The sequence below is a fragment of the Fodinicola feengrottensis genome (assembly GCF_039530045.1).
Classification (GTDB): Bacteria; Actinomycetota; Actinomycetes; order Mycobacteriales; family HKI-0501; genus Fodinicola; species Fodinicola feengrottensis.
On the sequence record NZ_BAAANY010000022.1, the window covers coordinates 20,096 to 45,868 of the forward strand.

Genomic DNA, 25,773 nt, shown 5'->3' on the forward strand with positions numbered 1-25,773 from the left:
GGTTTACCAGGGCTCGCCCCACGAAATGCGGCGGGCGCGTTTGTACGTGTCGCCCTGGCGTTTGGAGACGGTGACGTCGGTCAGGCCGTCCGAATCGGTGCACAGGCGCAATAAAATGTGACCCGAACGCACTTGGGGATGCCGCAAAACGCGGGCATTCGCTGGGTGTACGGGCAACCGCGTGGCGGCGACGTAACTGAACTTTTCGTCTTCATAGCCGAGGTCGGCCTTCTTCACTCTGCGGTGGAGGGCGGATCGGGGCAGCCGTACCGAAAAATGGCACCAGTCTGGGTCCACAATCGGGCAGGTGTCGTCGTGTGGGCAAGGCGCGGCGACGCTCATGCCGAGGCTGACGAGGCGCTCGCGAGCTTGGCGTACGACGGCGAAACCGCGAGGGGTGCCGGGTTCGACGATAAGAACAGTGTTCGCCGACAAGGCGAGACGGGACAGCACTGTGTCCACAGTGGATGGTGAAAGCTCGTTCAGGCTGTAGCCGGCGATGGCCAGATCAATGGTCGGGAATTCCTTGATGGCGGAAAGATCCGCGAGCTGGCCGGAAACCCGGTCCAGCGCGGGTGGCAGTCGGCGGGCTACCGCGGTCATCTCCGGATCGCGTTCCAGGGCGATGCTTTCCTGCAGGGAAGCGAAAGTTTCGGCGGCGGCCCAGGTCGCCGCGCCGGCGCCGGAGCCGAGATCCAGCAGGGTGGCGGGCGCCAGGTTCGGGATCGCGGCGGCCAGCGCGGAAAGGGCGGTGGCGGTCGCCGCGTACGTGGCAGGCATCCGGTAAACGGCGTAAGCGATCGCCTGTTCAGGGCGTAGCTGGGCTGCATGGGACAGATCGGCGGCGGGGTCGTGATACCGCGCCTGCCAGCGGTCCACCTCGGCGGCCAGCCGCTGGGCACTGACACCAGCGGCCAGATCGTCGAGCGCGGCCATCAGTTTCGGCGGTGGTACGGGCACGCCGAGCAGCGTATCCGGCGCTACCTGGATGCCCGATCGCACAGGTCGCGAACCTGATCCAGGTCAGCCGACAAGCGCGGGCCAGCCCCTGCGGTCAGCGGGCGTAAATTGACAACCCGCCAAGCAAATATCGCCAGATTCAGCGGCGACAGACCACTAGCCAGCTCAGCCCTGGGCCGGTGAGGTTTCGATGGCGAAGGGCGGCCGGCTGGTGCCGGTCACCCGGAAGCGGCCCCACGGGTCCACATCGGACAGGGTGGCGGCCGCTTCGCCCTCTGGCGTACGGATCACCACGTCTTTCTTGCCCTTGCCGACCAGTTCGGTGACAGCGGGATCGGCGGCGACTCGGCCGTACCAGTGGTAGCGGCCGTCGATCGGCTGGAAATACCCGCGCAGCTCGATTTTCACCGCGACTTCGGCGTCCGCGGTGTAAATCGTGGCAGGGCCCTGGTAGCCCTCTTCATCGTGGTCAGACATCGAGGCTCCTGTACGAGTAGGTCCCACTCACAGCTTGACAACCACCAGCGTACGAGAACATGCTACCAGATGTATCGCTTACATTTGGTAGCACTCAGCTGGAAGGGATGTTCGCGATGACCGGAGCGTTGGCGACCTCCACTCGGGAGAAGACCGCCGCCCGCCTGCTCAACTCGTCGGCGAAGAACTCGTACGACCCGGAAATCGACATTGACTGGGAAGCGCCGCTGGTAGACGGCATGTATTTCCTGCCCGAACAGCGGATCTCGCTCTACGGCACCCCAATGTGGGACCGGATGACGCCCGAGCAGCGGATCGAGCTGTCCCGGCAGGAGGTCGCGAGCATCGCCAGTGCCGGCATCTGGTTCGAGATGATCCTGATGCAGATGCTGCTGCGCGACACGTACAGCGTCGACCCGACCCGCAAGCACCCGCAGTGGGCGCTCACCGAGATCGGCGACGAATGCCGGCACTCGGTGATGTTCGCCCGGCTGATTGAGCGGATCGGCGTGCCGGCGTACCCGGCACCGCGGCTCACCCACGAGCTCGGCCGGGTGATCAAGACGGTCGGGTTCGGGCCGAGCAACTACGCGGCGATCCTGGTCGCGGAAGAGATCCTGGACCGTTTCCAGCGCGAGGGCATGAAGGACGAGAGCGTGCAGCCGCTGGTCCGGATGGTCAGCCGAATCCACGTGCTGGAAGAGGCCCGACACGTCACCTTCGCGCGTGAGGAGATCGCCCGCCAAATGCAGCGGGCGAAGGCGCCGGCGCGGGCCTGGCACCAGTTCATCAGCGGCGCGTCCGCGCAGGTCATCGCCAGGACGTTGGTACGTCCGCAGTGCTACCAGGCGGTCGGCTTGGACCCGGTGCAAGCGCGCCGGGAGGCTCGCCACAGCCCGCAGTTCCAGGAAACCCTGCGCTGGGCTGGTGAGCGGCTGGTCGGCTTCCTCGACGAGGTCGGGCTGACCAAGGGGCCGGGCCGGTTCCTGTGGAAGCGTTCCGGGCTGCTCGGCTGACCAACGGCGGTTACATTCGTGCGGAGGGGGTTGCGATGTTCAGAGTCGAAGATGTGGTGGTTGAGCGGCGCGGTACGGGCTCGCCGCTGGTCCTGTTGCATGGCATCGGGCACCGCTGGCAGGCGTGGCAGCCGGTGTTGAACCTGCTCGCCGAGCGGCACGACGTGATCGCCATCGACCTGCCCGGCTTCGGCGGCTCGCCGACGCTGCCGGACGATCGCCCGTACGACATGCTCGCGGCGGTCGACACCTTCTGCGAGATCATGGCCGCGTACAAGCTCGACCGCCCGCACCTCGCTGGCAACTCGCTCGGCGGTGCACTGGCTCTGGAGGTCGGCTCTCGCGGTCTCGCGTCTTCGGTGACCGCCCTGTCGCCGGCTGGGTTCTTCGGGCCGGTTGGTCGGGCCTGGGCGATCGGCGTGCTCTCCAGCATGCGGCGCAGCGCGATGACCTCCGAGCGCAACCGGCAGCTGATGGTGCGGCGCAAGCCGCTGCGGTTGGCCGGCGGCAGCCTGCTGTACGGGCGCCCGTCCCTGCTGCAACCCGAAAACATGCTGGGCGACCTGCAGGCGATGGCCAACGCGCCGGCCTTCGACGCGGTGGCGCAGGCGGGTCGCTCGTACCGGTTCCGGGCCACCCCGCCGACCGTGCCGACCACCGTCGCCTGGGGCACTCGGGACCGCATTTTGTGGCCCCGACAGGCAAAAGTAGCGGCCCGCCTGCTGCCTGACGCCCGGCACGTGCCGCTCCCGGGTTGTGGCCACATCCCGATGCAGGACGACCCTGGGTTGGTAGCTCGTACGATCCTCGCCACCTGTCGCCGAAGTGAGGTAGGCGTCCGCGCGTAGGCCCGCCGCAATAGCCAGACAGGACCTAAGGATGCGGAATGGCTGCCAGTAGCTGTTGGGTGTACGGGTGGGTGGGAGTGTCGATGACCTCGGCGCTGGTCCCGCGCTCGACGATTTTCCCTTCGTACATGACCATTAGTTCGCTGGTGAACTGCCGAGCGGTAGCCAGGTCGTGGGTGATGTAGAGGACCGCGAGGTCGCGCTCGTCCTTGAGTTGGTTGATCAGCTTCAAAACTCCGAGCCTGATGGTCACGTCCAACATGGACACCGGCTCGTCGGCGAGTAACACCCGCGGCTTCGCGGCCAAAGCGCGGGCCAGCGAGATGCGTTGACGCTCGCCGCCGGAGAGTTCATGAGGAAAACGGCCGATAAAACGGCCTTCCGGCTTTAGGTGGACGGTGGCCAGCAGCCGCTCGATCTCGGTGTCGATCGCTTCCTGCCGGCCGGTGGCGCCGTGGATGCGCAGCGCTCGCGTCAGGTGATAGCGGACGGTGTGCGCTGGATTGAGCGACGAGAACGGGTCCTGCAGGACCATTTGCACATCGCCGGTGTACGCCCGAAAGTCCTGGCCGCGGCGAATGCGTACGGGCGAGCCGTCCAGCAGAATGTCGCCGGCGGTGGGGCGCTGCAAACCCGCCAACAACTGCGCGACCGTGCTCTTGCCACTGCCGCTCTGACCCACCAACGCCGTCATCTGGCCGCGCTGTAGCTGGAAACTCACGTCGTCGACAGCCCGGAAGGTGCCGGTACGGCCGAACCACCGGTCGGCTCGGCGGCCGAAGTCCTTGACCAGGCCGCGGGCTTCCAGGACCACGTTGTCCGTCACGTCAGACCGCCACCCCGAGGGCCCGCAGGGAATCCAGCAATTCCCTGGTGTATTCGTGTTTCGGCCGCAGATGTACGTCATCGGCCGCCGCGTATTCGACCAGCTCGCCGTGCCGCATGATGGCGATGGTGTCGCAGATTTCCAGCAACAGCGACAAATCGTGAGTCGTGAAGATCACCGAAAAGCCGTACCGTTCCCGGAGTTCCAGCAGCAGCGTCAGGATTTGCCGTTGGACCAGCACATCCAGTGCGGTTGTCGGCTCGTCCAGGATCACGATCGCCGGGTCGAGCGCGAGCGCCATCGCGATGCCGGTTCGCTGTTTCATGCCGCCGGACAGCTCGTGCGGATAGCCGCGCAGCCGGTGTGCCGGGATGCCGACGCTTTCCAGCAGGCTGCCAGCCAGCTCGCGGCGCTTCTTTTTCGCCATGCCAGGGCGATGCCTGCTGATCACGTCGTCGAACTGGGCGCCGATGGTGAGGACGGGATTGAGCGCGTTCATCGAGCTCTGCAGCACGATCGACAGCTCGTTCCAGCGAAAGCTCCCGAGCTGGGCCGGTCCCATCTTCAGAATGTCCGCGCCCTCGGGGTCGTTTTCCCTGAAATAGACAGCCGAACCGCCGGTGACCTGTGCGGATTTGCCGAGCAGTCGGGCCACCGCGCCGGTGAGGGTGGATTTTCCGCTGCCGCTTTCGCCAGCCAATCCCAGCAGTTCACCGCGATGCAGCGTCAGACTCACGTCCTTGACCGCGTGTACGGGCCCGTCGGCGCTGAGATAATCCACGCTGAGGTGCCGAATTTCCAGCAGTGGTGGAGTGTCGAAGCCCGGCCCGGATGGCATCTGGGGCGATGGTGGTTGCTGGACTGGCACCTTGGCGGCTCGTACGGTCCGCAGCCGCGGATTCGCGTACTCGTCAATGCCGAAGTTGACCAGCGACAACCCGGTGCCGATCAGGGCGATGCACAAGCCCGGCGGCAGGAACCACCACCAGGCGCCGGCGAGCAGCGCCTGCGATTGCTGGGCGTAGAAAAGCATCGAGCCCCAGCTGACCGTGGTCAGGCTTCCCAGGCCCAGGAAGGAAAGTCCTGCCTCGGCCAGGATGCCCACCAAGATGGTGAACAGGAAACTGCTGGCCAACAGCGGGATCTCGTTGGGCAGCACTTCGAAGAAGATGATCCGGGGCAGCGTTTCGCCGGAGGCTCGGGCTGCCTGGATGTAGTCGCGATTGCGGATGGACAGCGTCTGCGCCCGGATTGACCGGGCACCCGAGGCCCACGCGGTGATGCTGATGATGATCGCCACTGACTCGATGCCCTTGCTCGGCAAGTAGCCGGCCAGCACGATCAGCAGCGGCATCGCCGGAATGACCAGGAAAACACTGGTGACCAGCGACAGCACCTCATCGACTATGCCACGTAGGTAGCCACCGACAAGCCCCACCACGGACGACACCACGGTGGCCACGACAGCCGCGAGAAGGCCGACCGCCAACGAAATCCGGCTGCCATAGAGGAGTTGGGCCAGCACGTCCTCGCCGGCCTGGGTGGTGCCCAGCCAGTGCGCCGCGGACGGTGGCTGCATCGAGTCGGCACCGGTGGCCGACGGGTCGATGCCGATCATTACCGGGCCGATCGTCGCCAGCAACACAAAGAACAAGATGATGGCTACCCCGACGGTGATTTTTCGGGACCGCAACAGGAAAGTCAGCAGCGACTTCATGAGGCACCGCTCGCGTTCGCCCGGATCCGTGGGTCGAGCAGCACGTACGCGAGGTCCGCCAGCAGGTTCGCCGCGAGCACGGACAGCGAGATCACCAGGAAAAGCCCCTGCATCAGCGGAAAGTCCTCGTTCTGGACGGCCTGGTAGAGCGTGTAGCCGACGCCTGGATACGAGAAGATGACCTCGGTCAGCATCGAGCCGCCGACCACGAATCCCAGCGACAGCGCGAAACCAGTGAAGCTCGGCAGGATCGCGTTCCGGGCCGCGTACGCCGTCATCACCCGCATCCGGGAAAGTCCCTTGGCCTGCGCCAAAGTCACGTAGTCCTCGCCGAGGGTGGTGATCATCATGTTCCGCATGCCCAGCAGCCAACCGGCGATCGAGCTGACCACGATGGTGATCGCCGGCAGCAGCGCGTGATAAAGCACGCTGCCGATGAATTCGCCGCTCAGCACTGGCGGGAGGTCGGTGTCGTACGCTCCGCTGATCGGCAGCCACCCGAGGACCACGCCGAAGATGAACACCAGCAACAAAGCCATCCAGAAGTACGGGATGGAGTGCAGGAAGGTGGTCGAGGGCACCAACATGTCCGTCCAGCCGCCGCGTTTCCAGGCCGCGATGATGCCAGCGGACGTGCCCAACACGAAACTGATGACCGTACAAACGCCAATCAGCCCCAGCGTCCACGGCAGGGTGGTGGCAATAACGTCCGACACCGCGGTGGGATAGAAGCTGATCGAGCGGCCGAGGTCGCCGTGAAACAGGTTGCCGAGATAGTCCCAGTACTGGTTGAGCAAACTCGCGTCGCTGAGGCCGAATGCCTGCCGCAGCGACGTGATCGCGGCCGGATCGACCTGTCCTTTGAGGCGGTCCACCAAAAGGTCGACCGGGTCGCCGGGCATCATCCGTGGGATCAGGAAGTTGATGGTGATAGCGGCCCAGGCGATCACCACATAGAGCGCCAGCCGGCGGGCGACGAACCTCATCCAGTTGCCCGCTTGAGGTGGGTGATGACCAGCAGGTTGTCCGGGAACTGGTAGGGCGCGGGCAGTGCGTACGGGTCGGTGGCGGACGGCCAGCCGGTGAACTTGGTGGTCCGGGTCTGCGACCAGTTCGCGCTGCCCAGCAGTGGAATGACCGGCAGCTGCTCGACCATCACCTTTTCCAGGCCGTAGACGGCATTGCGCAGCTGGGTGGCGTCCTCGGTCTGGTCGAAAGTGCTGAGATAGCCGTCCGTGGCAGGGTCGGACCAGCGGGAATAGTTGGACAGCGCCTGCTGGCCGATGGGTGCGGTGAGTTTGCTGGACAGAAATGGCCGATAGAGATCGTAGGGGGACGAGCCGCCGACCGAGCCGGCGATCGCCATGTCGTAGTTTCCGGTTTTCAGGGCCGCTTTCCACGCCTGCGTCGACTTGCCCTGCGGGTCGACCTCGATGCCGACCCCCTTCAGCTGACTCTGGATCAGCCGGGCCATCGTGACCCAGTCACTGAATCCGCTCGGTACGAGAAGGGTGAAGGCCAGTTTCTTGCCGCCGGGACCGACCCGGATCCCGTCCGCGCCCTTGCGTAGCCCGGCCTTGTCAAGCAGCGTGTTCGCGGCCGCCGCGTCGGTCTTGAACTGAAGATCTTTGTATTGCGGATCAAGATAAGAGTCGTACGCCGGCCGTACCAGCCCAGTGGGTGACGCGGCGGTCTCATAGCCGAGTGCGGCCACTTTGGACAGTGCCGCGCGGTCGATGGCGGTGCTGATGGCCTTGCGTACGGGCACACTGTCCAGCGGTGCGCGTTTGAGATTGGAGACCAGGTTGACCAGCCCGTCGGCCGGATACCAGTACTGGTTGTGCGCCTTGTCTTTGTTGACGAAAATCTGGTCGACGTGCGCCACGAAACCGCCGGACCAGTCTAGCCGGCCCTGGCCGAGCAGGCTGTCGAAACTGTTCGCGGACACGGTCGGGAACTGGATCTTCTTCACGCTGATCTTGCCGGCCTGCCAATAGGTCGGATTGGCCTTGTACGTATAGACCTGAGGGCTGAAGGTGTCCAATGTGTACGGTCCGGTGCCGATCGGGTTCGGATCGGTGAACGTCATCGGATCCTTGCCGGTGTAAACATGTTCGGGCACCGGGGTGATGGCGCCGATCTTGAGCGTCTGGGCATAGCCGGGCTGGTCGAAGCTGAGCACGACGGTTTTGGCGTCCGGCGCGGTGGCTGACGTGTCGGTGACGTTCGTGATGTTCAGTGCGGGATTCTTGCGCAGCAGGTCGAAGGTGAAGGCGACATCCTTGCTGGAGAAGGGTTTGCCGTCCGACCAGCGAACTCCGGTGCGGATGTCGATGGTGAGTTTGTGGCCGCCGTCGGACCACTGCGACGAAGTGGCCAGCCACGGCGTCGCCTGGTCGGGTTTCATCGGCGTGTAAATGGTCAGCGGCTCGTAGATCAGGCCGCGCGCGCCGGCGTTCACCGCGGTCGAGAAGGGGTTGAAATTGCGCTGGTAGCTGGCCGCGGAGTCGGCCATCACCACCAAAGTGTCCTTCGCTGCGGCCGCCTGACCGGCGCCGGCACCACATCCTGCGAGGCCGGCGGTGGCCAGCACAGTCGCCGAGAGAGCCGCGATGAGCGGGCGTCGCATGGGATGCTCCTTATTGCGAAAGGGAAGTCGTGATCGCGGCGAGGTCGGCGCGCATCAGCTGGAACCGCCGGGTGACCGAGAAGCCGGCCTGTCGGTAAAGGTGGCCGGCGGGACTGACCTCACCGGTCCAGAGGAACCACGCGGTGTGCAGTCCCTCGGCCCGCATCGCGGACAGCGTCTGGTGCAGCAGTATTTTTCCCAGCCCCGCTCCGCGCAACTCGCCGTCCACGCCGAACGGACCAAAGCGCTCCGCAATGCCGCGGTAGGCCGCGTACATCGCGAAGCCGACCACCTGGTCGTGCCGCCAGGCCACTCGAATCCGGCCCAGCCCATGGCCGTGTCGCAGGGATTCCCGGATAGCGTCCGCCCAGTCCGGCGCGAAACCGTTGGCAGCGAAGGAAAGCAGTGCCGGGATTTCGCCCTCGGTGGGGATGTCGAAGCGGTAGCCCTCGGTCGTACGGCGATCTCGCAGGTGGACGACATCGGCGGGCATCGCATACCCGACCAGCGTTCGGTCCATCGCCACTGGCTCGCCGCGCACCTCGAATCCGGCCCTGCGCAGGAACAGGTCGCCGTCCGGATAGGCGGCGGCCTCCAGGCCGGGGACGAAATAGTTCGGGGTGTAGCAACCGAAGTCCACGATCGTACGACCCGCATCCAGTAGAAAGTCCACAGTGGACCGCAACAACTGTTGCCCGACCCCACTGTGCCTCGCGGCCGGCGTGACGAACAGAAACGGAATCCAGCCGAGGTCGGGCTGCAGGTCGGTGCCGCTGGCGGGGGTGAGCCGCCGAACGGCGTACGCACAACCCACCAACTCGCCGTCCGCCTCGGCCACCAACAACCCGGCCGGGTCGAAATTCTGGTCCAGCAGAACGTATTCGAAGAACCAGTCCCGATCGACCGGGTCGAACCGGATGCTGTCGTTCCAGCCCGCGACGATCCGGTCCACGTCGGTGGACCGAAAAGGCCGGTAACAGATCTCGGTCATTCCGCGGCCTTTCCGGACAGAGTGCGTGGCTGTGGGCAGGTTACGGAGGAGGCAAGATCAATGTCAATGATTAACGAGTACGCCGGCGGGCCGCAGCGGGCCCGTACGCTGCGACAGGTTCGTAAATGTCCACCGAATGGGACGGTGTCCAACGGTCGTCAGAGCCGGCCAGGAACCGTTCGCGACGGTGAGTCGAATCGCGGTTGAGCTGCGGGGTAATCGTTGTAAAGAAATTCGGCAGTAACACCGCGCCATCGATCGAGGTGGGGTTGATGCCGAGGTAGTTGGTGGAGTGGAAGCCGTACGTGTCGGCTCGGCTGCCTGAGGAAAAACTGACTGGACCGAATGTCAGCTCAGGCTGGATACGGGTACGACAAGATCCCCGGATCCACCCAGGAAAGCGGCGAGTCGATCGCCCCCAGCACCTCGTCGGTCGGTGCCGACTCCCGAAGAGCGGAACTGCCCCAGAGCAGATCGATCATGAACCGACGGCCGGATGCGGCCGGCCGCCAGTCAAAGTCGGCCGGATAACGCTGGCGGATCTCGGTCAGCATCGCGATCGCGGTGCGTACTGGCCGCAATTGCGCCGGGTCGGTGAGGTGCAACTGCACGCCGTGCACCAGTTCCCCAGCGAATTTCCCGAAAGTCGGAACGTACGACAGCGCCCGAAAACGTACGCCAGGAAGCTCCCGATCGTTCAGCGCCGGCGCCAACCGGTTGTCGACGTAAGGCGCGCCGATGATCTCGAACGGCCGGGTGGTGCCGCGGCCCTCGGAAAGATTGGTGCCCTCAAACAAACCGGTACCCGGATAGACCAGCGCGGTGTCCGCGGTCGGCATGTTCGGGGACGGGAAAACCCACGGCTGGCCGGTGTCGGCCGCCAGCATCCGCCGATCCCAACCGGTCATCTCGATGACCCGCAAGTCCGCGGGACGGCCGGCGTCGGCAGGGATCGCGTCGGTGTTCAGCCAACGGGCCAATTCACCGTACGTGAGCCCATGCCGGATCGGAATCGCGGCCCTGCCCACGAAACTGCTGAATCCGGGCTGCCGGATCGGGCCCTCGGCACGTAGACCCCCGAGGGGATTGGGGCGATCCAGCACGGCGAGGGTGATGCCGGTACGAGCGGCCGCCGCCATCAGGTCGTACATGGACCAGACGTACGTGTAGAACCGCGTGCCCACGTCCTGCAGGTCGACGGCGAGCGTTTTGATGCGGGACGCCATCAACATGGCGTCCAGCTCGGCGCCTTTGTGTTTGTACGTGTCAAAAACCGGCAGTCCGGTGACCGGATCGCGGTCCGCCGCCTCGCTTTCGCCGGCCTGCGCGGTGCCGGTCAATCCATGCTCCGGACCGAAAAGCGCCGTCAGCCTTACGCCCGCGTCCACAGCGGCGAGAGCGGACGGCCGCAGATCGGCCAGTACGCCAGTGTGGTTGGTCAGCAGCCCGACCGGGCCGTCCAGCAACGACGGATCCGAGCACAGCCGCTGGATCCCGATCCGTACGGTCATCACCGCCCCGGCACGTCCACCGGCAGCCGGCCACCGGCCCGGCTGCGGCCAGTCAGCACCTGGCCGACAGCCTCGAGGGCGAGTGCGTCGTCGCCGTAGCTGAGCACCCAGGTGTCGCCGGCACCAAGGCCCGCGTCGTACGGCTCGCGAATCGCTACTGCGGTGAATCCGGTGTCGACAGCGTCGAGCAGCGCCTGCTGGCCAGGCCAGCGCCAGGCCGACCGGGTGACCAGAACGGTCCGGTCGGCCGCCCCGGCGACTTCGGCGGCTCGTACGACCGCGGCCTGGTCCGGATCGCTGCCGGTGTCGACGGCGATCACCTGCGCACCGGCCGCGCTCAAGGCGGCGGCCAGCGCGTCCGCGCCGGTCGCGAGGCAGCCGACCAGGGCCACCGATCCGCTGGTCACCGGGCGCAGCGGCGAGCCGAGCACGGTGATGCCGGCGAGCGCCAGCGCAAGGGCGCCCCCTGGATGCGACGGGTTGTCGACCTCCAGGTGCAGGCCGTCGAACAAGCCGAGCCGGCGCTTGAGCCGCAGCACTCGCCCCACGGCTTGGTCGAGGCGTTCCATCGGCACCCGGCCGGAATCCACCGCGCGTACGACAGCGGCGATCGCGGCCTCCACGTCGGCCGGCATCAGCAGCTGGTCGGCGCCGGCGAGCAGGGCTCGTACGGCCGCCTCCTCGGCCCCGTGCCGCTCCCGCGCGCCGGCCATGTCCAGCGCGTCCGTGACGACGACACCGTCGAAGCCCAGTTCGGTGCGCAGCAGGCCGGTCAGGATCGGCTCGGACATGGTGGCCGGCTCGCCGGACGGATCCAGCGCGGGCATCGCGAGGTGGGCGCTCATGACCGCATCCACACCGGCCGCGATGGCGGCCCGGAACGGCGGCGCGTCGATCTTGCGCCAGGTCTGCTGGTCATGCTCGATGACCGGCAGGCCGAGGTGGCTGTCGGTGGCGGTGTCGCCATGGCCGGGAAAGTGCTTCACCGTGGCCGCGACTCCGCTGTCCTGCATGCCCTGGACCTGCGCGGTCACATACTCGGCGACCTGCGCCGGGTCGGAGCCGAAGGACCGTACGCCGATCACCGGGTTCGCCGGGTTGACGTTGACGTCCGCGACCGGCGCGTAGTTCTGGTTGATGCCGAGCGCGCGCAATTCGGCGCCGATGATCCGGGCCGCCTCGCGGGCCGCGCCCGGGTCGCCGGTCGCCGCCAACGCCATCGCGCCGGGCACCGCGAACGCGGGCGTACGCAGCCGCGCGACGGTGCCGCCTTCCTGGTCGGTAGCGACCAGGAGTGGCACTCCAGAGGAATGGGTGGCGCGTTGCACGGCCGCGGTCAGCTCGGCCACCGTCGCCGGGTCGTCGCCACCTGCCTGACCAGGGAAGTAGCACACTCCGCCGACCCGATAGCGGTCCACCAGCTCACAGGTCTGGGCCACCGAATCCAGCTGAACAGCGCCGGCACGCTGGTCGGGCGGCAGCCGCAGCGCGTTCGGCGAATGCCTTCCCACCGGGATGACGAAGAGTTGGCCGACCTTGTCGGAGACAGTCATTTGGGACAGCTCGCGGCGCCCGGAAGTCGAAGATGACATCGGTTTGAGACTAGTCGCCATTGCGGTGCGAGATTGCCGTACGACACATCGTGCGGCTTCGTTAAGGTGGGCTGATGGCAGGTGCGGTCGGACGCAAGGCCGGTGGCGGCACCGGCGCAGCTGTGGATGGCCGCCGGTCCCGGTGGGACAACCACCGGGCTCAGCGCCGCGCGGAGTTCGTCGAGGTGGCGACCAGCGCGGTGGAGGAATATGGGCCGAGTACGTCGACGGCGCAGATCGCCGATCTGGCCGGCGTCGCCCGGCCGATCCTCTACCGGCACTTCAAGGATAAGGACGACCTGCACCGGGCGATCGCCCAGCGGGCCGTCGCGATGCTGGTCGAGCAGCTCACCGGGCGGCTCAGCGAGGTCGGGTCGGCCCGCGAGCTGATCACCCAGACCGTCGACACATACCTGCAGTTCCTGGAAAAACACCCGCATCTGTATCGTTTCGTTGTGCAGTACGCGGCCTTCACCCGTACCGGCGCCGATGTGGTGGCGGACGTGAAAGGCGCCCTCGCCGCGCATGTCGGCACGCTGTTCCACCGCTTCCTGCAGCGCTCGGGCAAGGACGACGTGCTGGTCGACGCGATGGCCTTCGGGGTGATCGGCTTCGTCGAGTCGGTCGGCAACTGGTGGCTGGAGAACCGGTCCGCGATGGACCGCGCGCCGGTGTCGGAGATGCTCTGCGGCAGCATCCTGCGCAGCATTCGCGGCGCGCTGAAGGACCGTGGCCTGGATCTGGACCCGGACGAGCCGTTGCCCTGGTTGCAGGAGTGACCGGACCGACCGGGCGGGTGCCCATCTCGCCGGTTCCCGGCTACAGCAACCTCCGGGTGCTGGCTCGCGGCGGCTACGCCACTGTGTACGTGGCCACCCAGACCTCGATTGGGCGTGAAGTCGCGCTCAAGATCGACACGCGGTCCGTGGAGGACGAGCGTGACCGGCGGCGATTCCTGCGGGAGGCGCAGGCGGCCGGCCGGCTGTCCGCGCACCCGAACATCGTGCCGGTGTACGACGCCGGCGTGACCGGCGACAGCCACCCGTACCTGATCATGGAGCTCTGCACCGGCGGCTCGTACGCGGCGCTGCTGAAGCGCAACGGGCCGCTGGAGGAGCGCCGGGTCCGGGACATCGGGGTGAAGATCGCCGGCGCGCTGTCGGCCGCGCACAGCGCCGGCATCCTGCACCGGGACGTGAAGCCCGGCAACATCCTGATCAGGGCCTTCGGTGAGCCAGGGCTGGCCGACTTCGGGCTGGCGTCGATGCTGCACTCGCAGCGTTACACCTCGCTGGCGTTGGACGCGCTGACTCCGGCGTACTCGGCGCCGGAGGTCTTCAAGGCCGAGCGGCGCCCGACCACGGCCGCGGACGTCTACTCGCTTGGCGCCACCCTCTACGCGCTGCTGACCGGTCGGCCGCCGCGCTGGCCGGCCAGCGGGACGCCGTCCCTGGCGACCGTCGTCATGCTGCAGGAACGCCCGATCCCGGACATCGCGGAGGTGTCCGCCGAGTTCGTCGAGGTGCTCCGGCATTCGATGGCGAGCGACGTCGACGAGCGCTACGACACCGCGGACGCCTTCCAGTACGCGTTGGAGTCGCTGTCCCTGCCACCGCCTGGCTCGACCACCTCGCTGCACAAGTACATCCCGGAAGGCGAATATCTGCCGGAAGGCGGGCACCCGGCCGGTCTCTCGTCCACCGGGTCGCCGTCTCTTTCGCCTGGTCACACGTCCGGTTCCCCGAGTTGGGGCAGTCCTTCCGGTCCGCCGACCGGTGGTTCCCCCTCCAGCGGTCCGCCGTCCAGCGGCCCTCCTTCGCCTGCGGCAGGTCCGGTACCGCAGTCGGCGGCGACCGGCCGGATGCCGATCCCGGGGCCGCTCGTACGCTCGCCCGGCTATCCGCCGCCAGCGGGGCAGGCGCCGTCTTTTCGGCCCGGTGGACAGTCAGGCCAGCCTGGACTTTTTGTCCCATCGCCCGGACCGGGACAGCCACCTGCCCGTCCGCCAGCCGTACCGCCGGTGCCACTGCCACCAGGCGGCGGTTCGTACAGTGGCCAGCCCGGGATCGCTCAGCCGGGCATTGTCCAGCCGGGTGTCTCGGGCGGTGGTCCGTACGGCGGTGGACAGGGGTATCCGGTGCCGCCGCCTCAGGTCGGACGCCCCACTGGGCCGTACGTGGTGACCGCGCGGCCGTCCGCTGGGCAGCAACCGGCCGGCCAGGCCGAGACCACGTTCCTGTCGCGCTTCTCCAACGGCCAGCTCGTCCTGATCACCGCTGGCGTGGTGGTCGCCGCCGGCATCGTCATCGCGGCCGTGGTCGCGGTGGTCCTCATCCTGAACCACTGAACTGCTGGGTTACTGAATCCCGAGTCGCTGGCGCCACCACGAGCTTGACGTTTGGTCGCCACCATCGGGCGTGTCGACGACCGAAACGTCAAGCTCGCGACGGGTTCTGCTAGCGGGCGCGGCGGGCCAGGCGCTCGTGGTCCAGGAGGACGACGCTCTTGCCCTCCAGGCGGAGCCAGCCGCGGGAAGCGAAGTCAGCGAGGGCCTTGTTGACCGTCTCGCGGGAGGCGCCGACCAGTTGGGCCAGCTCCTCCTGCGTCAGGTCGTGGGTGACCCGCAGGGTGTTGCCTTCGCGAGAGCCGAAGCGGGCGGCCATCTGGAGCAGGTTCTTGGCCACTCGTCCGGGCACGTCGGTGAAGATCAGGTCGGCGAGGGCGTCGTTGGTACGACGCAGTCGCCTCGCCAGCACGCGGAGCAGCTGCTCAGCGATCTCCGGGCGATTGGTGATCCACGGCCGCAACGCCTGTTGGCGCAGTCGGGCGATCCGCGCGTCGGTCACCGCGACCGCGGTGCCGGTCCGCGGCCCCGGGTCGAACAGCGACAACTCGCCGAACATGTCGCTGGGGCCGAACACCGCGATCATGTTCTCCCGACCGTCGGCGGCCCGGCGGCCAATCTTCACCTTGCCGGCCTCGACGATGTAGAGACTGTCGCCGGGGTCGCCCTCGGAGAAGATGACCTGGCCGCGTGGGGCGTCGAGATGCTCCAACTGGGCAGCCAGCGACTCGGCGGCGTCCGGGTCCACTCCTTGGAACAGACCTGCCCGCGCGAGCACTTCATCCATGTCCGCACCTCCGCGTACTGAGAACACGATCATCAGGACCGCGCCGTGAGTCTAGGGCTCTTTGCCGTCGGATGTGCGGTTAGGCACGGCCTGCGGTGCAGAAACTGCCTTTTCGGCGGTGATCATCGGGTTGCGAACGGTGATCCACCCCTGATCAGCCCACTGTGACCGTACGCCGGCACCTGCCCGCCGCGGCAATGCGGCGGCACCCGGAGCGCGTTTGTGTCGTCTTGCCGCCGTAGTCTTTGCGAGGTGACCGGTGCCGCCGCGGTGAGTCCTGCAGCCTCTTCTGCCAAGCCGAAAGCGGCCGAGTCGCCGCTGTCGCTGACCAGGCGGGCCCGCAAGATGCACAAGATCCTCGCCGACACCCACCCGGACGCGCATTGCGAGCTGGATTTCCGCAGTCCGCTGGAGCTGGCGGTGGCCACCATCCTGTCCGCGCAGTGCACCGACAAGCGGGTGAACGAGACGACCCCGGCGCTGTTCCAGCGCTATCGGTCCGCCGCCGACTACGCCGGCGCCGACCGGATCGAGCTGGAGGAGATGATCCGGTCCACCGGCTTCTACCGGAACAAGACGTCCTCGCTGATCAAGCTCGGGCAGATGTTGGTGGAGAAGTACGACGGCGAGGTGCCGGGCCGGTTGGAGGACCTGGTCACCCTGCCGGGCATCGGTCGCAAGACCGCGAACGTGGTGCTCGGCAACGCTTTCGACGTGCCGGGCATCACCGTGGACACGCATTTCGGTCGGTTGGTCCGGCGGTTCGGCTGGACCGCCGAGGAGGACCCGGTCAAGGTCGAGTTCATTGTCGGGGACCTGATCCCGAAGAAGGACTGGACGATGCTGTCGCACCGGGTGATCTTCCATGGCCGCCGGGTGTGTCACGCCCGCAAGCCGGCCTGCGGTGCCTGCACGTTGGCCTCGCTCTGCCCGTCGTACGGGACAGGTCCCACTGACTATGCCGACGCGGTCAAGCTGCTCAAGGGCCCGCGAGTCGACGAACTGGCGGCGATGGTCAAGCCATGAGGAGGCGGTGGGCGATCCTGGTGCTCGCCGTGGCGGCCGCGATCGCGCTGGTGAGCTGCGCTGGGACGCCCAGCGGGGGCACCGAGGCTGCCCAGACGAGCAACGCTGGACAGTTCCACGGGTCCGGCTTCGCCGCGTGCCCACCGGCCGCTCGGACCGCCGCTGGTAACGCTGCCAAGAGCGCCGGGCAACGGCTGCCGGCAGTGCCGCTGACCTGCATGGACGGCTCCGGTCGGAGCGTGCGACTGGACCAGCTGACCGGGAGGCCGATGGTGGTCAACCTGTGGGCTTCCTGGTGTCAGCCGTGCGGTCAGGAGTTGCCGGCCTTCGCCCGGCTGGCCGCTTCGGCGGGGCAGACTCTGGTTGTGCTGGGCGTGTCGACCAAAGACGATCCGGGCCGTGCGGTGGCCGCCGGCCGCGATGTCGGTGTCCGGTTCGCCAACGTGTTCGACCCTGACGTGGCGGTCGAGCGCAGCCTCGGTCGTACCAACCTGCCCATCACCCTGCTGATCGGCCCGGACGGTGTCATCCGGCACGTGTACGCGGGGCCGGTGCTGACCGACGCGGCGCTGGCACAGCTGGTCCAGCAGTATCTGGGGGTGCCGGTCCGGTGACGATGCCGCTGCCGGACTGGATGGACAAGCTCGTCGACGCGGTCAGCGGCGGCTTCGAGTCGCCGCTGGACCGCTACCGGCGGGACATCGAGCCGATCGGGCGGCCGGCCGCGGTGCTGATGCTTTTCGGCCAGAACGCGCCGAACGTGACCGGTGACGGGGTCGTGCCCGGACCGGACATCCTGTTGCTGGAACGGGCCGCCACCCTGCGCAATCACGCTGGCCAGCCGGCCTTTCCTGGCGGTGCGGTCGATCCGGAGGACACCGGCGTGGAGCAGACCGCGCTGCGGGAGGCGAACGAGGAGACCGGGCTTGACCCGTCGTCCGTACGTGTCGTCGCGAGCCTCCCGCCGCTGCCGGTGCCGGTTTCCCGTTTCCTGGTCACGCCGGTGCTGGCCTGGTGGGAGCGGCCGCACCCGGTCGCCCCGTTGCACCGCGAGGAAGTGGCCTCGGTCACCCGGGTGCCGGTGTCCGAGCTGGTCGACCCGGCGAACAGGGTGACAGTCAGACACCCGGCCGGTTATGCGAGCCCGGGTTTCGCCGTCCGGGGCATGGTGGTGTGGGGGTTCACCGCCGCGCTGGTGTCCGGGTTGCTGGATATCGGCGGCTGGACGGTGCCCTGGCACCCTGAGCGCGTTTTGGACGTTCCTTCTACGAGCAGTGATCTTGGCCTATCGGAGGAGGAGCGGTGACCGGCAGCGTTGTCGACATCGTGCTGGTCGTCGTGGTGATCCTGTTCGCCATCAACGGATACCGGCAGGGGTTCGTGGTCGGCCTGCTGTCCTTCGTGGGCTTCATTGGCGGCGCCCTGCTCGGTCTGCAGCTGGCTCCGTTGATCGCCGAGCGGATCGAGGACCCGCTGTGGCGGCTGGTGGTCGCGCTGGTGATCGTGTTCCTGGTGGCCAGCGCCGGGCAGGCGCTGGCGGTGATCCTCGGTTCGGCCGTCCGGGACCGCCTGAAGAACCGCGGCGCGCGTACGGTCGACAGCCTGGGCGGCTCGGGCCTGTCCATCATCGCCGTGCTGCTGGTGGGCTGGATGGTCGCGGTGCCGCTGGCCCGGGCACCGTTCCCGGCGCTGTCGTACCAGGTGAACCACTCGGCGATCATCCCGGCGATCAACAGGGTCGTGCCGACGCCTGTGCAGCGGCTGTACGCGTCCTTTGCCAGCACCATCGACACCGGTGACTTCCCGGACATCTTCGACCCGCTGACGCCGACCAAGGTGCCGTCGGTGGCCGCGCCGAACTCGGCGCTGGCGAACTCCGCCGTCGTGCGGGCGGCGCACCCGTCGATCCTGAAGGTCATCGGCGACGCGCCCAGCTGCAGTCGGCGGCTGGAGGGGTCTAGCTTCGTGATCTCGCCGCACCACGTGCTCACCAACGCGCACGTCGTCGCGGGCGTCACCGAGGACCTGCATATCGTGATGAACGACGGCACCACGTTGCCGGCGACGGTCGTCCTCTACAACCCCGAGCACGACGTTGCCATTCTGGACGTGCCGGGCCTGAATGCTCCAGTGCTGTCATTTGACTCGTCCGCGAACAACGACGCGGACGCGATTGTGCTCGGCTATCCGGGCGACGGTCCGTACACGGCCACCCCGGCTCGGATCCGGGACACCCGGGAGCTGATCGGCCCGGACATCTACAAGCAGCAAACGGTGCACCGGGAGATTTTCTCGCTGCGTACGCAGGTGCACAGCGGCAACTCCGGCGGCCCGCTGCTGAGCACCGACGGCCAGGTCTACGGGGTGGTGTTCGCCGCGTCGCTGGACGACGCGGACACCGGTTACGCGCTGACCGCCAAGGAGGTCGCGCCGGACGTGTCCGCCGGCCGCAACCTGTCGAACCCGGTCAGCACCGGCACCTGCAACCCCGAATAACTACCCCTGCTTCAACCAGTGCAGCAGGAGGTCGTTGACCTCGTCGGCTGCTTCGGCGTGCGGGAAGTGACCGATCTGGGGAAGCAGCCGCCAGTCGTACGGGCCGGTGGCGTAGCGCCCCGAGCCGTGCGCGGTGGACGCGAGGATGTTGGTGTCCAGAGCGCCATGCACCTGCAGCACCGGGCCGTCGATCGGCTGCGCGAGCAACTCGGCGAACCGCCAGCCGCTCGGTCTGGTCAGTGACCGGACCGCCCAGCGGAAATACTCCAACGCGCAGAAAGCCGCCTGGCTGATCGCGAAGGCCTGCCGGCAAACCGTTTCGTAGTCGGCGAAATCCGCGGTCGTCGTCCACTGTGGAGCGGACCACTCGCGGAGCATCCGGCCGACCTGCGCACTGTCGTCGCGGGTGAGCCGGTGCTCGTACCGGGGCAGTTGGTAGAGCCCGAGCCGGCGGCTGGCGCGCTGCTGCGCCGGGTCCGCGGCGAGCGCGGACCGCAGCCGGCGCGGGTGCGCGCTGCCGATCATCGCGACCCGCCGGACCGTACGCGGGTACAAACAGGCGGTCGTCCACGCCAGGTAGCCGCCGAGGTCGTGGCCCACCAACGCGGCGTCCCGCTCGCCCAGTGCGCGGACCAGCCCCGCCACATCGCTGGCGAGCGTGTAGCCGTCGTAGCCGCGCGGCGGTTTGTCACTGGCGCCGTATCCGCGCAGGTCCACCGCGACGGCCCGGTAGCCGGCCGCCACCAGCGGTTCGATCTGGTGTCGCCAGGTCCACCAGAACTCCGGGAAGCCGTGCAATAGCAGCACGAGCGGACCCTGGCCGGCCTCGACGACGTGGAAGCGGCTGCCGTTGGCGTACACCCCGCGGTGTCTCCACGGGCCGTCGATGAGGACCACCGACTCGTCCGCCCTCCGCATCGATCCAGCGTGTCACACCGCGATTCGACGGCTCGTACGGTTGCCAATATATAACAGTGCTATGTATTCTGGGTCACGTGACCGCGGACGTCCATGCCATGGGCCGTGTTGACCGCTCGCCGGAGTTGCTCCCGGTGGCGGACGAGCCGCTGCGCGCGATCGCCGACAGCCTGGTGGACACCACCAGTCGGCTGATCCGGATGGTGGCCCGAGAGCGGGCCGGCGCTGGCACGTTGCCCAGTTCGCAGGTCCTGTTGCTCGCGCTGTTGGACGATCTCGGCTCGACCCGGATCACCCGGCTGGCCGAGTACGAGCACTGTTCGCAGCCGGCGATCACCGCGCTGGTCGCCCGCTTGGAAGTGCAGGGGTTGGTGCGCCGAGACGCGGACGAGTCGGACCGGCGAGCGGTGCTGGTCTCCATCACCGATTTCGGGCTGGCGCGACTGGCGGAGTCTCGGCGTGCGCTCAGTGCCCGAATTATGATGATCTTCGATGACTTATCGGCAGACGAACAGCGCAGACTCGGCGAGGCTGTGACCGAAATTCAGACACTTTTAGGGCTTTCCGGTCGGCCGGTGGACCCGAGAAGTGATACAAAGCACGTGTCCGGCCCGGTGCCGGGCGCCTGACTCGACACACACAGCCGAGGAGGCGACAGCGGTGGGATATGAACCAGTACGGGACCCCGCTGGATCATCAGAAGGCCAGGAATCGTTTTCCCCCTCTCCTCAACCGGTGATTGCCGGCTTCGACGGCTCGCCGTCGAGTGAACACGCACTGGCATATGCGGCCGGCCTGGCGCGGCGGCTCGGCACCCGGCTGGTGGTCGTCTACGTACGTTCGACCGGCACCGTGATGCCGACCGGCTTCGGCGCCCTGGACGTGCTGCCCGACGACATCGCCGACTCCGATCTGATCCATCAGGTCGGGGACGTGCTGTCGTGTTGCGTGGTGCAGTGGGAGCTGGTGGAGCGGATGGGATCGCCGGACCGGGAGCTGCTCGCGGTCGCCGACGAGCTGCGCGCGGACGCGGTGGTGGTCGGTCGCTCGGCCTCCCGGCTGCATCGGCTGGTGGGCTCGGTGGCCGGCCGGATCGTCCGGCGCTGCGACCAACCAGTCGTCGTCGTTCCCTAGTCGTTGTTGTAACGACAGACGCTCTGGTAGCAGCGATTTCCTTTACATCGTTGCAGAATCTTTCTGGCGAGCTTTTGTTCGTACGCGGAGTAAAATGCTGGCGAGCACCGCGGCCAGCACCGATCCGATCATGACCGCCAACGTGATGCGTTGACTGTGTGCGCTGTCCGTGAAAGACAGTTCGGTAATCAGTAGGCTCACGGTGAATCCGCAGCCCGCCAGCAGGGCCACCGCGATCAAGTCCGGGACTTGCATTCCGTCCGGCAACTGGCCGAGGCGCAGCCGTACGGCGGCCAGTGCCCCGCCCGCTACGCCCACGAGTTTCCCTACCACCAGACCGAAAATGACCGCGATCGCGACGCGATCGGTGAACACGCCAGCCAACGCGCCAGCATTTACCGGCACGCCGGCGGCAAAGAACGCGAAGAGCGGCACGCAGACACCGGCCGACACCGGGCTCAGTAAATGTTCCATCCGGACCGCCGGCGGCAGTTCCTCCACCTCGTCTTTCTTTACCCTGGTGAGCAATCCGAGCGCGATACCGGCCAGCGTCGGGTGCAGGCCGGCGGCATGCACGGCCACCCAGACCGCGATCGCGAGTGGCACGTAAATCCATGGCGTACGAATCCGGCCGTACTGCAGCAGCCAGTAAACCGCCAGCAGGACAATGGACACCCCCAACGCGATGAGCGACAACTTTTCGCTGAACAGCACGGCAATCAACAGGATCGCGCCGAGATCGTCCACAACCGCGAGGGAAAGCAGGAAAATGCGTACGCCGCTGGGCAGTCCAGGAGCGCTGATCGCCAACACCGCCAAAGCGAAAGCGATGTCGGTGGCCACTGGCACCGGCCAAGCCGACGAAATTCCGTGAGCCCCGAATCCGACCGCCAGACAAACCACCGCCGGCACCACCATGCCGGCTATCGCGGCGATCGCCGGCAGCGCCGCCCGGCGTACGGACGACAGCTCGCCGACCACCAACTCACGTTTGAGTTCACATCCAGCCACGAAAAAGAAAACCGCGAGCAACCCGTCCTTTGCCCAACTGTCCAGGCTCAGCCGCAGATGCAGCACGTCCGGCCCAACGGTGAATGCCTTTATTGTCTCGTACGCACCGGCTAATGGCGTGTTCGCGATCAGCACGGCCAGCGCCGCCGCGATCAGCAACAGCATGCCGCCGACCGTTTCGGTACGCAGCAGTCTCGCCACCTCGACGGCGGCCAGTGCGGCGGCTTTGCCGGCTTTGTGACGGGCGGCGATAACGGCGGCTCCAGGACTCGGTACGTTTCTCCAATACAGCACAGATCCTGACGTCTCGCCGGTTGACCGCGCAAAAACGGCCGGGACGCTGTCGCGCTCCGGCCGTTTTTGTTGAGCTGTCAGCGAGAAGTCTCGCCCAGCACCGGCGGTGGGGCGTCGGTGTCGTTGCCCCACACCATCTCGTCCTCGGTCAGCCAGGTCTGGTATTCCTCGTCGTGCTCGTCGGTGGCCCGTCGGCCAGTGGCAGCCATCCCACCGCCGCCTTGGCCGGCGGTTGTCGCCGATGACGGCGCAGCGGGTGCTGGACCGCTGGTGGCGGGGCCGGAGTTGGCGAGCCCGGCGCCACTGGGAAACGCGGCCGCGCCACCCGTACCGAGGCCCGCCGCCGCGCCCGAACCAGCGCCGGCGAGGCCCGGGCTGGTGAGTCCGGCGCCGGTCGTACCACTGGCTCCGGACAAGCCCGAGAGCGCACTGCCGGCCAGTCCGGTGCCGGCCGGGGTGGTGACGCCGATCGGAGTGCCATGGCTGGTGCCTGGCAACCCGTTCACGCCGGTGGTGACCTGGCCAGGTGCGCTGCCGTCGGAATGGGACAAGTGCGCGGTGCTGGCCGCTCGTACCGCTGGGCCGGCGGACACCGCGGCACCGCCGTTGGCGGTGGAAAGCGCTGGGCCGGCGCTGTTGTACTGCGACGGGAGGTGAGCTGGCGCTGCCGTCGGTGGGCCGGCGATCGCAGTGCCATGCGTGGCGAGCGCGTCGGCGTAGCTGTTCATCACGTCGACGGCCTTGTCCCGCGCCTGACTTTGCTGCTGTTTGCCATGAATGAGACCAGCGGCAGCCGCGGCCGGACTGATCAGCAGGCCCGCGCCGGCGTCCTGGGTGGGCGCGTCGGCGGTGTCCTTCGGGTTGGGCATTTCCCGCTTGGCGTTGAGCAGCGCCGGTCGAACCGCGCTCATCGAGTCGTAGCTGGCGCTCAGGTCATTGCCCAATGCGTCCGCGAAGGTCGAGATTGCGGTCACCGCGGTGCCGTACGCCTCGAAGGCGTCACCGTGCCAGACGCCGGCCAGTTTGCGCAGGTCTGAACCGATGTCGTGCGCCAGGGTGTGGACGCTATAACGCTGGACATCGTACGTATCCGCCAACTCGTTCACAGCGTCTGGCTCACCGGACATCAACTGCTGGTAAAGCTGGTCATGGCTGAACTGGCTGTAGTCGGTGGTGAGGTAGAGGTCGGCGGACATGTCAGACCACCTCGCCGGGCTGGGCCAAGGTGGCGCCAACCGGGGCGATCCGGCCGGCCACGTCCTGGGCGTTGGCGTGGTTGAGCGCCTCGACCGTGGAATAGTTGTGAATGATCTGGTCGGTGCCGGCAATCGCCACCTTGATCGACTCGTGCAACCGGGTCAGCCGCTCGACATACGCATTGTTGCGGGTCCGCACGGCGGACGTGTAAACCTCACCGTCCGCCATGTTTCCCACCGGTGGCCCGCTGGGCGGGATTTTCCGCACCGCGGACAGAATCGTCTGGGCCTGGGAAAGTCGCGTCTCGAGCGCTTTCCGGAAATCCTGCAACGAGTCGATATCGAACTCGACATCCATGTCTTACTCCCCGTGTAGATCTGGCAGTGAGTCCACCCGCCTGCACACAGCTTAGCCGTTCTGCCCGAGTTTGTGGCCGTGGTTATCCACATTCGCTGGTCAACCAGCGGAAAAACAACGGCTACCGGTTATTCGCACTGGTGGTAGCGGGATTCCGGGCGGCCGCGGCGGACAGCGTCGGACCGGTCGGCAACAGGCTGAGCACATTGGTCGGTACCAGTTGCGGATCCACCCCGGTGTATCCCAGCGCGGCCAGATCCGCCGGCGAACCGATCGGAAAGCGCATTCCGGTGTCGGTGATCAAATAAAGCGTGCCGGTGGTGACACCAGTGGCGGGCAAGTCGCGTACGATCGCGCCGCGACCGCCTGGGACAACGATCCGATTCGCGGTCGGCTCGGCCGAGTTTGTCGCCGATGCGGTCGAATTCTGGCTGCTGAAGCCGGCCGGTGTGGAGCTGACAGCGAACAACTGAACGGTATTGCCGCCGGAGGTGGACAGTCCGGATTTTGGCAGCCCGGATTTTGGCAGCATCGCGCAAACGCTCGCGGTCGGGCCGTTCATCATCGCTTCCAGCCGCGGCACGGCGTCCGGATAGCCGGTGGGGACCTGCTCGGCGGTGCTGGAATGGTGTTGCGCGTACGTACTGGGATCAAGGGAAGTCGGGGTTCGGCCGCCGAGCAGGAGTTTGGCCGCGGTTTCCCCGAGCGGCGCGAGGCCGTCCGGGAGGACCGTCAAATACTGGGCGGTCGTACCGATCTGAAAGACCTGACCGATCTTGGTCGGTGTCCCCTCAATCGCCGGTCCCGGCTGGCCGTTGTTCGCGATGGTCGGTTCCACCAGGTCGGGGCCGGCTGGCACGGCATTCAGGAAAGCTGCGCCGACCTGCACGACTTCGGCGCTCGCCCAGCCCAGCGCGGCGCGCTCGCCATATGCGTTTGGCACCCGCAACCGTTCGCCGTGCCAGAGCAGGTAAAGCTCCTGACTGCCCTGCGGTGAGACCAACACCCCGGAGTCGCCCAGCGGCTTGCCGCCGGCCGACAGGCCAATCGCCACTCCGACGTACAACTGCGAGTCGACGTCAGACACGTCGTTGCCGGTGCAGACTGTCCATGGCGCGTTGACGAGTTGTTCGCTGCTGGGCAGCGAATCCGGCGCGCCCGGGATGCCGAAAGAATCGCCGCGCGGTACGCCGGCGAGGGAATTGCGGGAAACCGTGTTGATCGTCGGATTCGGCTGGCCGACGGCCAACAGCGCGGAGGTGAAATTCAGCGCTGGATGGAGTTTGCCCTGCTGGTAGACGAGCCGGCTGCCGGTTTCCTTCTCGATGGTGATCGACTGTTCGTTCTTCCAGCTGGTGTTGCCGGACGGGTTGAGGAAACCGATGACGCCAACGGCGGCCACCGCCAACACCGCGATCATCACCGAGCCGAAGACGGACAATCCCAACCGGCGCATCGGCAGGTCATTGCTTTCCGGTTCACCGCAAAGCAGGGCGGAGCCAATCCGCCGGGTGACGAACCTGTACGCCTGCAGCTGTTCTCGGCGTGAACGCACGTTTTCCCGCACCCCCGTGCCGGCAGTTGAATTATGTCTTCCGGTGTCTTCCCGCTCCATCAGCCGAGCGAGCGCCCCTACAATACG

Annotated in this window: 25 protein-coding genes; 10 read left to right on the forward strand and 15 right to left on the reverse strand. The window is 67.1% G+C overall.

Going from position 1 to position 25,773, the window contains the following annotated elements:
• Nucleotides 1-3 precede the first annotated feature (3 nt).
• Both ABD301_RS27825 and ABD301_RS27830 read right to left on the reverse strand, forming a co-directional pair.
• Nucleotides 4-960: a small ribosomal subunit Rsm22 family protein gene (locus ABD301_RS27825; RefSeq protein WP_344313355.1), complete on the reverse strand. Its 957-nt coding sequence runs from the start codon at nucleotides 958-960 to the stop codon at nucleotides 4-6.
• A gap of 165 nt (nucleotides 961-1,125) precedes the next feature.
• Complete coding sequence (locus tag ABD301_RS27830) at nucleotides 1,126-1,437, reverse strand: DUF4873 domain-containing protein (RefSeq protein WP_344313356.1); 312 nt, start codon at nucleotides 1,435-1,437, stop codon at nucleotides 1,126-1,128.
• Nucleotides 1,438-1,553: 116 nt separating this feature from the next.
• Here ABD301_RS27830 and ABD301_RS27835 point away from each other — a divergent pair, with 116 nt between their 5' ends.
• Complete coding sequence (locus tag ABD301_RS27835; protein WP_344313357.1) at nucleotides 1,554-2,453, forward strand: AurF N-oxygenase family protein; 900 nt, start codon at nucleotides 1,554-1,556, stop codon at nucleotides 2,451-2,453.
• Nucleotides 2,454-2,488: 35 nt separating this feature from the next.
• The gene (locus tag ABD301_RS27840) at nucleotides 2,489-3,301 is read left to right on the forward strand and encodes an alpha/beta fold hydrolase (protein ID WP_344313358.1); all 813 of its coding nucleotides are present in this window, start codon (nucleotides 2,489-2,491) and stop codon (nucleotides 3,299-3,301) included.
• Between the two features lie 25 nt (nucleotides 3,302-3,326).
• Here the strand turns inward: ABD301_RS27840 and ABD301_RS27845 are convergent, their stop codons facing one another.
• The 7 genes from ABD301_RS27845 to ABD301_RS27875 form a co-directional block, all read right to left on the reverse strand.
• Nucleotides 3,327-4,127, reverse strand: a complete 801-nt coding sequence (locus ABD301_RS27845) for an ABC transporter ATP-binding protein (protein WP_344313359.1) — start codon at nucleotides 4,125-4,127, stop codon at nucleotides 3,327-3,329.
• 1 nt (nucleotide 4,128) lies between these two features.
• Entirely contained in the window at nucleotides 4,129-5,844 is a 1,716-nt protein-coding gene (locus tag ABD301_RS27850) for a dipeptide/oligopeptide/nickel ABC transporter permease/ATP-binding protein (protein ID WP_344313360.1), read from the reverse strand.
• Nucleotides 5,841-6,830, reverse strand: coding sequence for an ABC transporter permease (locus ABD301_RS27855; protein ID WP_344313361.1), 990 nt, complete (start codon nucleotides 6,828-6,830; stop codon nucleotides 5,841-5,843). The genes ABD301_RS27850 and ABD301_RS27855 overlap by 4 nt, the downstream gene beginning before the upstream one ends.
• Nucleotides 6,827-8,473, reverse strand: a complete 1,647-nt coding sequence (locus ABD301_RS27860) for an ABC transporter substrate-binding protein (RefSeq protein WP_344313362.1) — start codon at nucleotides 8,471-8,473, stop codon at nucleotides 6,827-6,829. Before ABD301_RS27860 ends, ABD301_RS27855 begins: the two co-directional genes overlap by 4 nt.
• A gap of 10 nt (nucleotides 8,474-8,483) precedes the next feature.
• On the reverse strand, nucleotides 8,484-9,464 hold the full coding sequence (locus ABD301_RS27865) for a GNAT family N-acetyltransferase (RefSeq protein ID WP_344313363.1): 981 nt from the start codon (nucleotides 9,462-9,464) through the stop codon (nucleotides 8,484-8,486).
• Between the two features lie 353 nt (nucleotides 9,465-9,817).
• A complete protein-coding gene (locus tag ABD301_RS27870) occupies nucleotides 9,818-10,975 on the reverse strand; it encodes an exo-beta-N-acetylmuramidase NamZ family protein (protein ID WP_344313364.1) in 1,158 nt (385 codons plus the stop codon).
• Nucleotides 10,975-12,567, reverse strand: a complete 1,593-nt coding sequence (locus tag ABD301_RS27875; RefSeq protein WP_344313365.1) for a glycoside hydrolase family 3 protein — start codon at nucleotides 12,565-12,567, stop codon at nucleotides 10,975-10,977. Before ABD301_RS27875 ends, ABD301_RS27870 begins: the two co-directional genes overlap by 1 nt.
• A 74-nt stretch (nucleotides 12,568-12,641) precedes the next feature.
• On the opposite strand from ABD301_RS27875, the gene ABD301_RS27880 reads away from it, so the two are divergent.
• Both ABD301_RS27880 and ABD301_RS27885 read left to right on the forward strand, forming a co-directional pair.
• Complete coding sequence (locus ABD301_RS27880) at nucleotides 12,642-13,346, forward strand: TetR/AcrR family transcriptional regulator (RefSeq protein ID WP_163572087.1); 705 nt, start codon at nucleotides 12,642-12,644, stop codon at nucleotides 13,344-13,346.
• Entirely contained in the window at nucleotides 13,343-14,914 is a 1,572-nt protein-coding gene (locus ABD301_RS27885; protein WP_344313366.1) for a serine/threonine-protein kinase, read from the forward strand. The genes ABD301_RS27880 and ABD301_RS27885 overlap by 4 nt, the downstream gene beginning before the upstream one ends.
• A 109-nt stretch (nucleotides 14,915-15,023) precedes the next feature.
• Here ABD301_RS27885 and ABD301_RS27890 read toward each other — a convergent pair whose 3' ends face one another.
• Nucleotides 15,024-15,698, reverse strand: coding sequence for a Crp/Fnr family transcriptional regulator (locus ABD301_RS27890; protein WP_163572085.1), 675 nt, complete (start codon nucleotides 15,696-15,698; stop codon nucleotides 15,024-15,026).
• A gap of 345 nt (nucleotides 15,699-16,043) precedes the next feature.
• Between ABD301_RS27890 and nth the strand changes: the two genes are divergently transcribed.
• From nth to ABD301_RS27910, 4 genes are read left to right on the forward strand one after another with little or no spacing between them, the layout of a single operon-like run.
• Complete coding sequence (nth, locus tag ABD301_RS27895; RefSeq protein WP_163572106.1) at nucleotides 16,044-16,724, forward strand: endonuclease III; 681 nt, start codon at nucleotides 16,044-16,046, stop codon at nucleotides 16,722-16,724.
• Nucleotides 16,721-17,338, forward strand: coding sequence for a TlpA family protein disulfide reductase (locus tag ABD301_RS27900; protein WP_344313367.1), 618 nt, complete (start codon nucleotides 16,721-16,723; stop codon nucleotides 17,336-17,338). The genes nth and ABD301_RS27900 overlap by 4 nt, the downstream gene beginning before the upstream one ends.
• Nucleotides 17,339-17,340: 2 nt before the next feature.
• Nucleotides 17,341-18,030 carry an NUDIX hydrolase gene (locus tag ABD301_RS27905; protein ID WP_344313399.1) on the forward strand — a complete coding sequence of 230 codons (690 nt, stop codon included), beginning with the start codon at nucleotides 17,341-17,343 and terminating at the stop codon, nucleotides 18,028-18,030.
• Nucleotides 18,027-19,220: a MarP family serine protease gene (locus ABD301_RS27910; protein ID WP_344313368.1), complete on the forward strand. Its 1,194-nt coding sequence runs from the start codon at nucleotides 18,027-18,029 to the stop codon at nucleotides 19,218-19,220. The genes ABD301_RS27905 and ABD301_RS27910 overlap by 4 nt, the downstream gene beginning before the upstream one ends.
• On the opposite strand, the gene ABD301_RS27915 is transcribed toward ABD301_RS27910, so the two are convergent.
• Nucleotides 19,221-20,138: an alpha/beta fold hydrolase gene (locus tag ABD301_RS27915; protein ID WP_344313370.1), complete on the reverse strand. Its 918-nt coding sequence runs from the start codon at nucleotides 20,136-20,138 to the stop codon at nucleotides 19,221-19,223.
• A 77-nt stretch (nucleotides 20,139-20,215) separates the two neighbouring features.
• Here ABD301_RS27915 and ABD301_RS27920 point away from each other — a divergent pair, with 77 nt between their 5' ends.
• Both ABD301_RS27920 and ABD301_RS27925 read left to right on the forward strand, forming a co-directional pair.
• Nucleotides 20,216-20,767, forward strand: a complete 552-nt coding sequence (locus tag ABD301_RS27920) for a MarR family winged helix-turn-helix transcriptional regulator (RefSeq protein ID WP_344313371.1) — start codon at nucleotides 20,216-20,218, stop codon at nucleotides 20,765-20,767.
• A 106-nt stretch (nucleotides 20,768-20,873) separates the two neighbouring features.
• Nucleotides 20,874-21,272 (forward strand): universal stress protein, encoded by a 399-nt coding sequence (locus ABD301_RS27925; protein ID WP_344313372.1) that lies wholly within the window; start codon nucleotides 20,874-20,876, stop codon nucleotides 21,270-21,272.
• A 42-nt stretch (nucleotides 21,273-21,314) separates the two neighbouring features.
• Here ABD301_RS27925 and nhaA read toward each other — a convergent pair whose 3' ends face one another.
• From nhaA to eccB, 4 genes are all read right to left on the reverse strand, one after another.
• Nucleotides 21,315-22,577 (reverse strand): Na+/H+ antiporter NhaA, encoded by a 1,263-nt coding sequence (nhaA, locus tag ABD301_RS27930; protein ID WP_344313373.1) that lies wholly within the window; start codon nucleotides 22,575-22,577, stop codon nucleotides 21,315-21,317.
• Between the two features lie 77 nt (nucleotides 22,578-22,654).
• Nucleotides 22,655-23,773, reverse strand: coding sequence for a hypothetical protein (locus ABD301_RS27935; protein WP_344313374.1), 1,119 nt, complete (start codon nucleotides 23,771-23,773; stop codon nucleotides 22,655-22,657).
• Between the two features lies 1 nt (nucleotide 23,774).
• The gene (locus ABD301_RS27940; RefSeq protein ID WP_163572076.1) at nucleotides 23,775-24,131 is read right to left on the reverse strand and encodes a hypothetical protein; all 357 of its coding nucleotides are present in this window, start codon (nucleotides 24,129-24,131) and stop codon (nucleotides 23,775-23,777) included.
• Nucleotides 24,132-24,252: 121 nt separating this feature from the next.
• A complete protein-coding gene (gene eccB / locus ABD301_RS27945; protein ID WP_279582213.1) occupies nucleotides 24,253-25,686 on the reverse strand; it encodes a type VII secretion protein EccB in 1,434 nt (477 codons plus the stop codon).
• Between the last annotated feature and the right edge of the window lie 87 nt (nucleotides 25,687-25,773).

Excerpts from the sequence above, each read along its gene's own strand:
- ABD301_RS27830 (WP_344313356.1), bottom strand. The coding sequence starts at position 1,437 with ATGTCTGACCACGATGAAGAGGGCTACCAGGGCCCTGCCACGATTTAC.
- ABD301_RS27840 (WP_344313358.1), top strand. The coding sequence starts at position 2,489 with ATGTTCAGAGTCGAAGATGTGGTGGTTGAGCGGCGCGGTACGGGCTCG.
- ABD301_RS27935 (WP_344313374.1), bottom strand. The coding sequence starts at position 23,773 with ATGTCCGCCGACCTCTACCTCACCACCGACTACAGCCAGTTCAGCCAT.
- ABD301_RS27865 (WP_344313363.1), bottom strand. The coding sequence starts at position 9,464 with ATGACCGAGATCTGTTACCGGCCTTTTCGGTCCACCGACGTGGACCGG.
- nth (WP_163572106.1), top strand. The coding sequence starts at position 16,044 with ATGCACAAGATCCTCGCCGACACCCACCCGGACGCGCATTGCGAGCTG.
- ABD301_RS27890 (WP_163572085.1), bottom strand. The coding sequence starts at position 15,698 with ATGGATGAAGTGCTCGCGCGGGCAGGTCTGTTCCAAGGAGTGGACCCG.
- ABD301_RS27905 (WP_344313399.1), top strand. The coding sequence starts at position 17,341 with ATGCCGCTGCCGGACTGGATGGACAAGCTCGTCGACGCGGTCAGCGGC.
- ABD301_RS27900 (WP_344313367.1), top strand. The coding sequence starts at position 16,721 with ATGAGGAGGCGGTGGGCGATCCTGGTGCTCGCCGTGGCGGCCGCGATC.
- ABD301_RS27850 (WP_344313360.1), bottom strand. The coding sequence starts at position 5,844 with ATGAAGTCGCTGCTGACTTTCCTGTTGCGGTCCCGAAAAATCACCGTC.
- ABD301_RS27940 (WP_163572076.1), bottom strand. The coding sequence starts at position 24,131 with ATGGATGTCGAGTTCGATATCGACTCGTTGCAGGATTTCCGGAAAGCG.
- ABD301_RS27855 (WP_344313361.1), bottom strand. The coding sequence starts at position 6,830 with ATGAGGTTCGTCGCCCGCCGGCTGGCGCTCTATGTGGTGATCGCCTGG.
- ABD301_RS27875 (WP_344313365.1), bottom strand. The coding sequence starts at position 12,567 with ATGTCATCTTCGACTTCCGGGCGCCGCGAGCTGTCCCAAATGACTGTC.
- ABD301_RS27860 (WP_344313362.1), bottom strand. The coding sequence starts at position 8,473 with ATGCGACGCCCGCTCATCGCGGCTCTCTCGGCGACTGTGCTGGCCACC.
- ABD301_RS27915 (WP_344313370.1), bottom strand. The coding sequence starts at position 20,138 with ATGCGGAGGGCGGACGAGTCGGTGGTCCTCATCGACGGCCCGTGGAGA.
- ABD301_RS27870 (WP_344313364.1), bottom strand. The coding sequence starts at position 10,975 with ATGACCGTACGGATCGGGATCCAGCGGCTGTGCTCGGATCCGTCGTTG.
- ABD301_RS27880 (WP_163572087.1), top strand. The coding sequence starts at position 12,642 with ATGGCAGGTGCGGTCGGACGCAAGGCCGGTGGCGGCACCGGCGCAGCT.
- ABD301_RS27835 (WP_344313357.1), top strand. The coding sequence starts at position 1,554 with ATGACCGGAGCGTTGGCGACCTCCACTCGGGAGAAGACCGCCGCCCGC.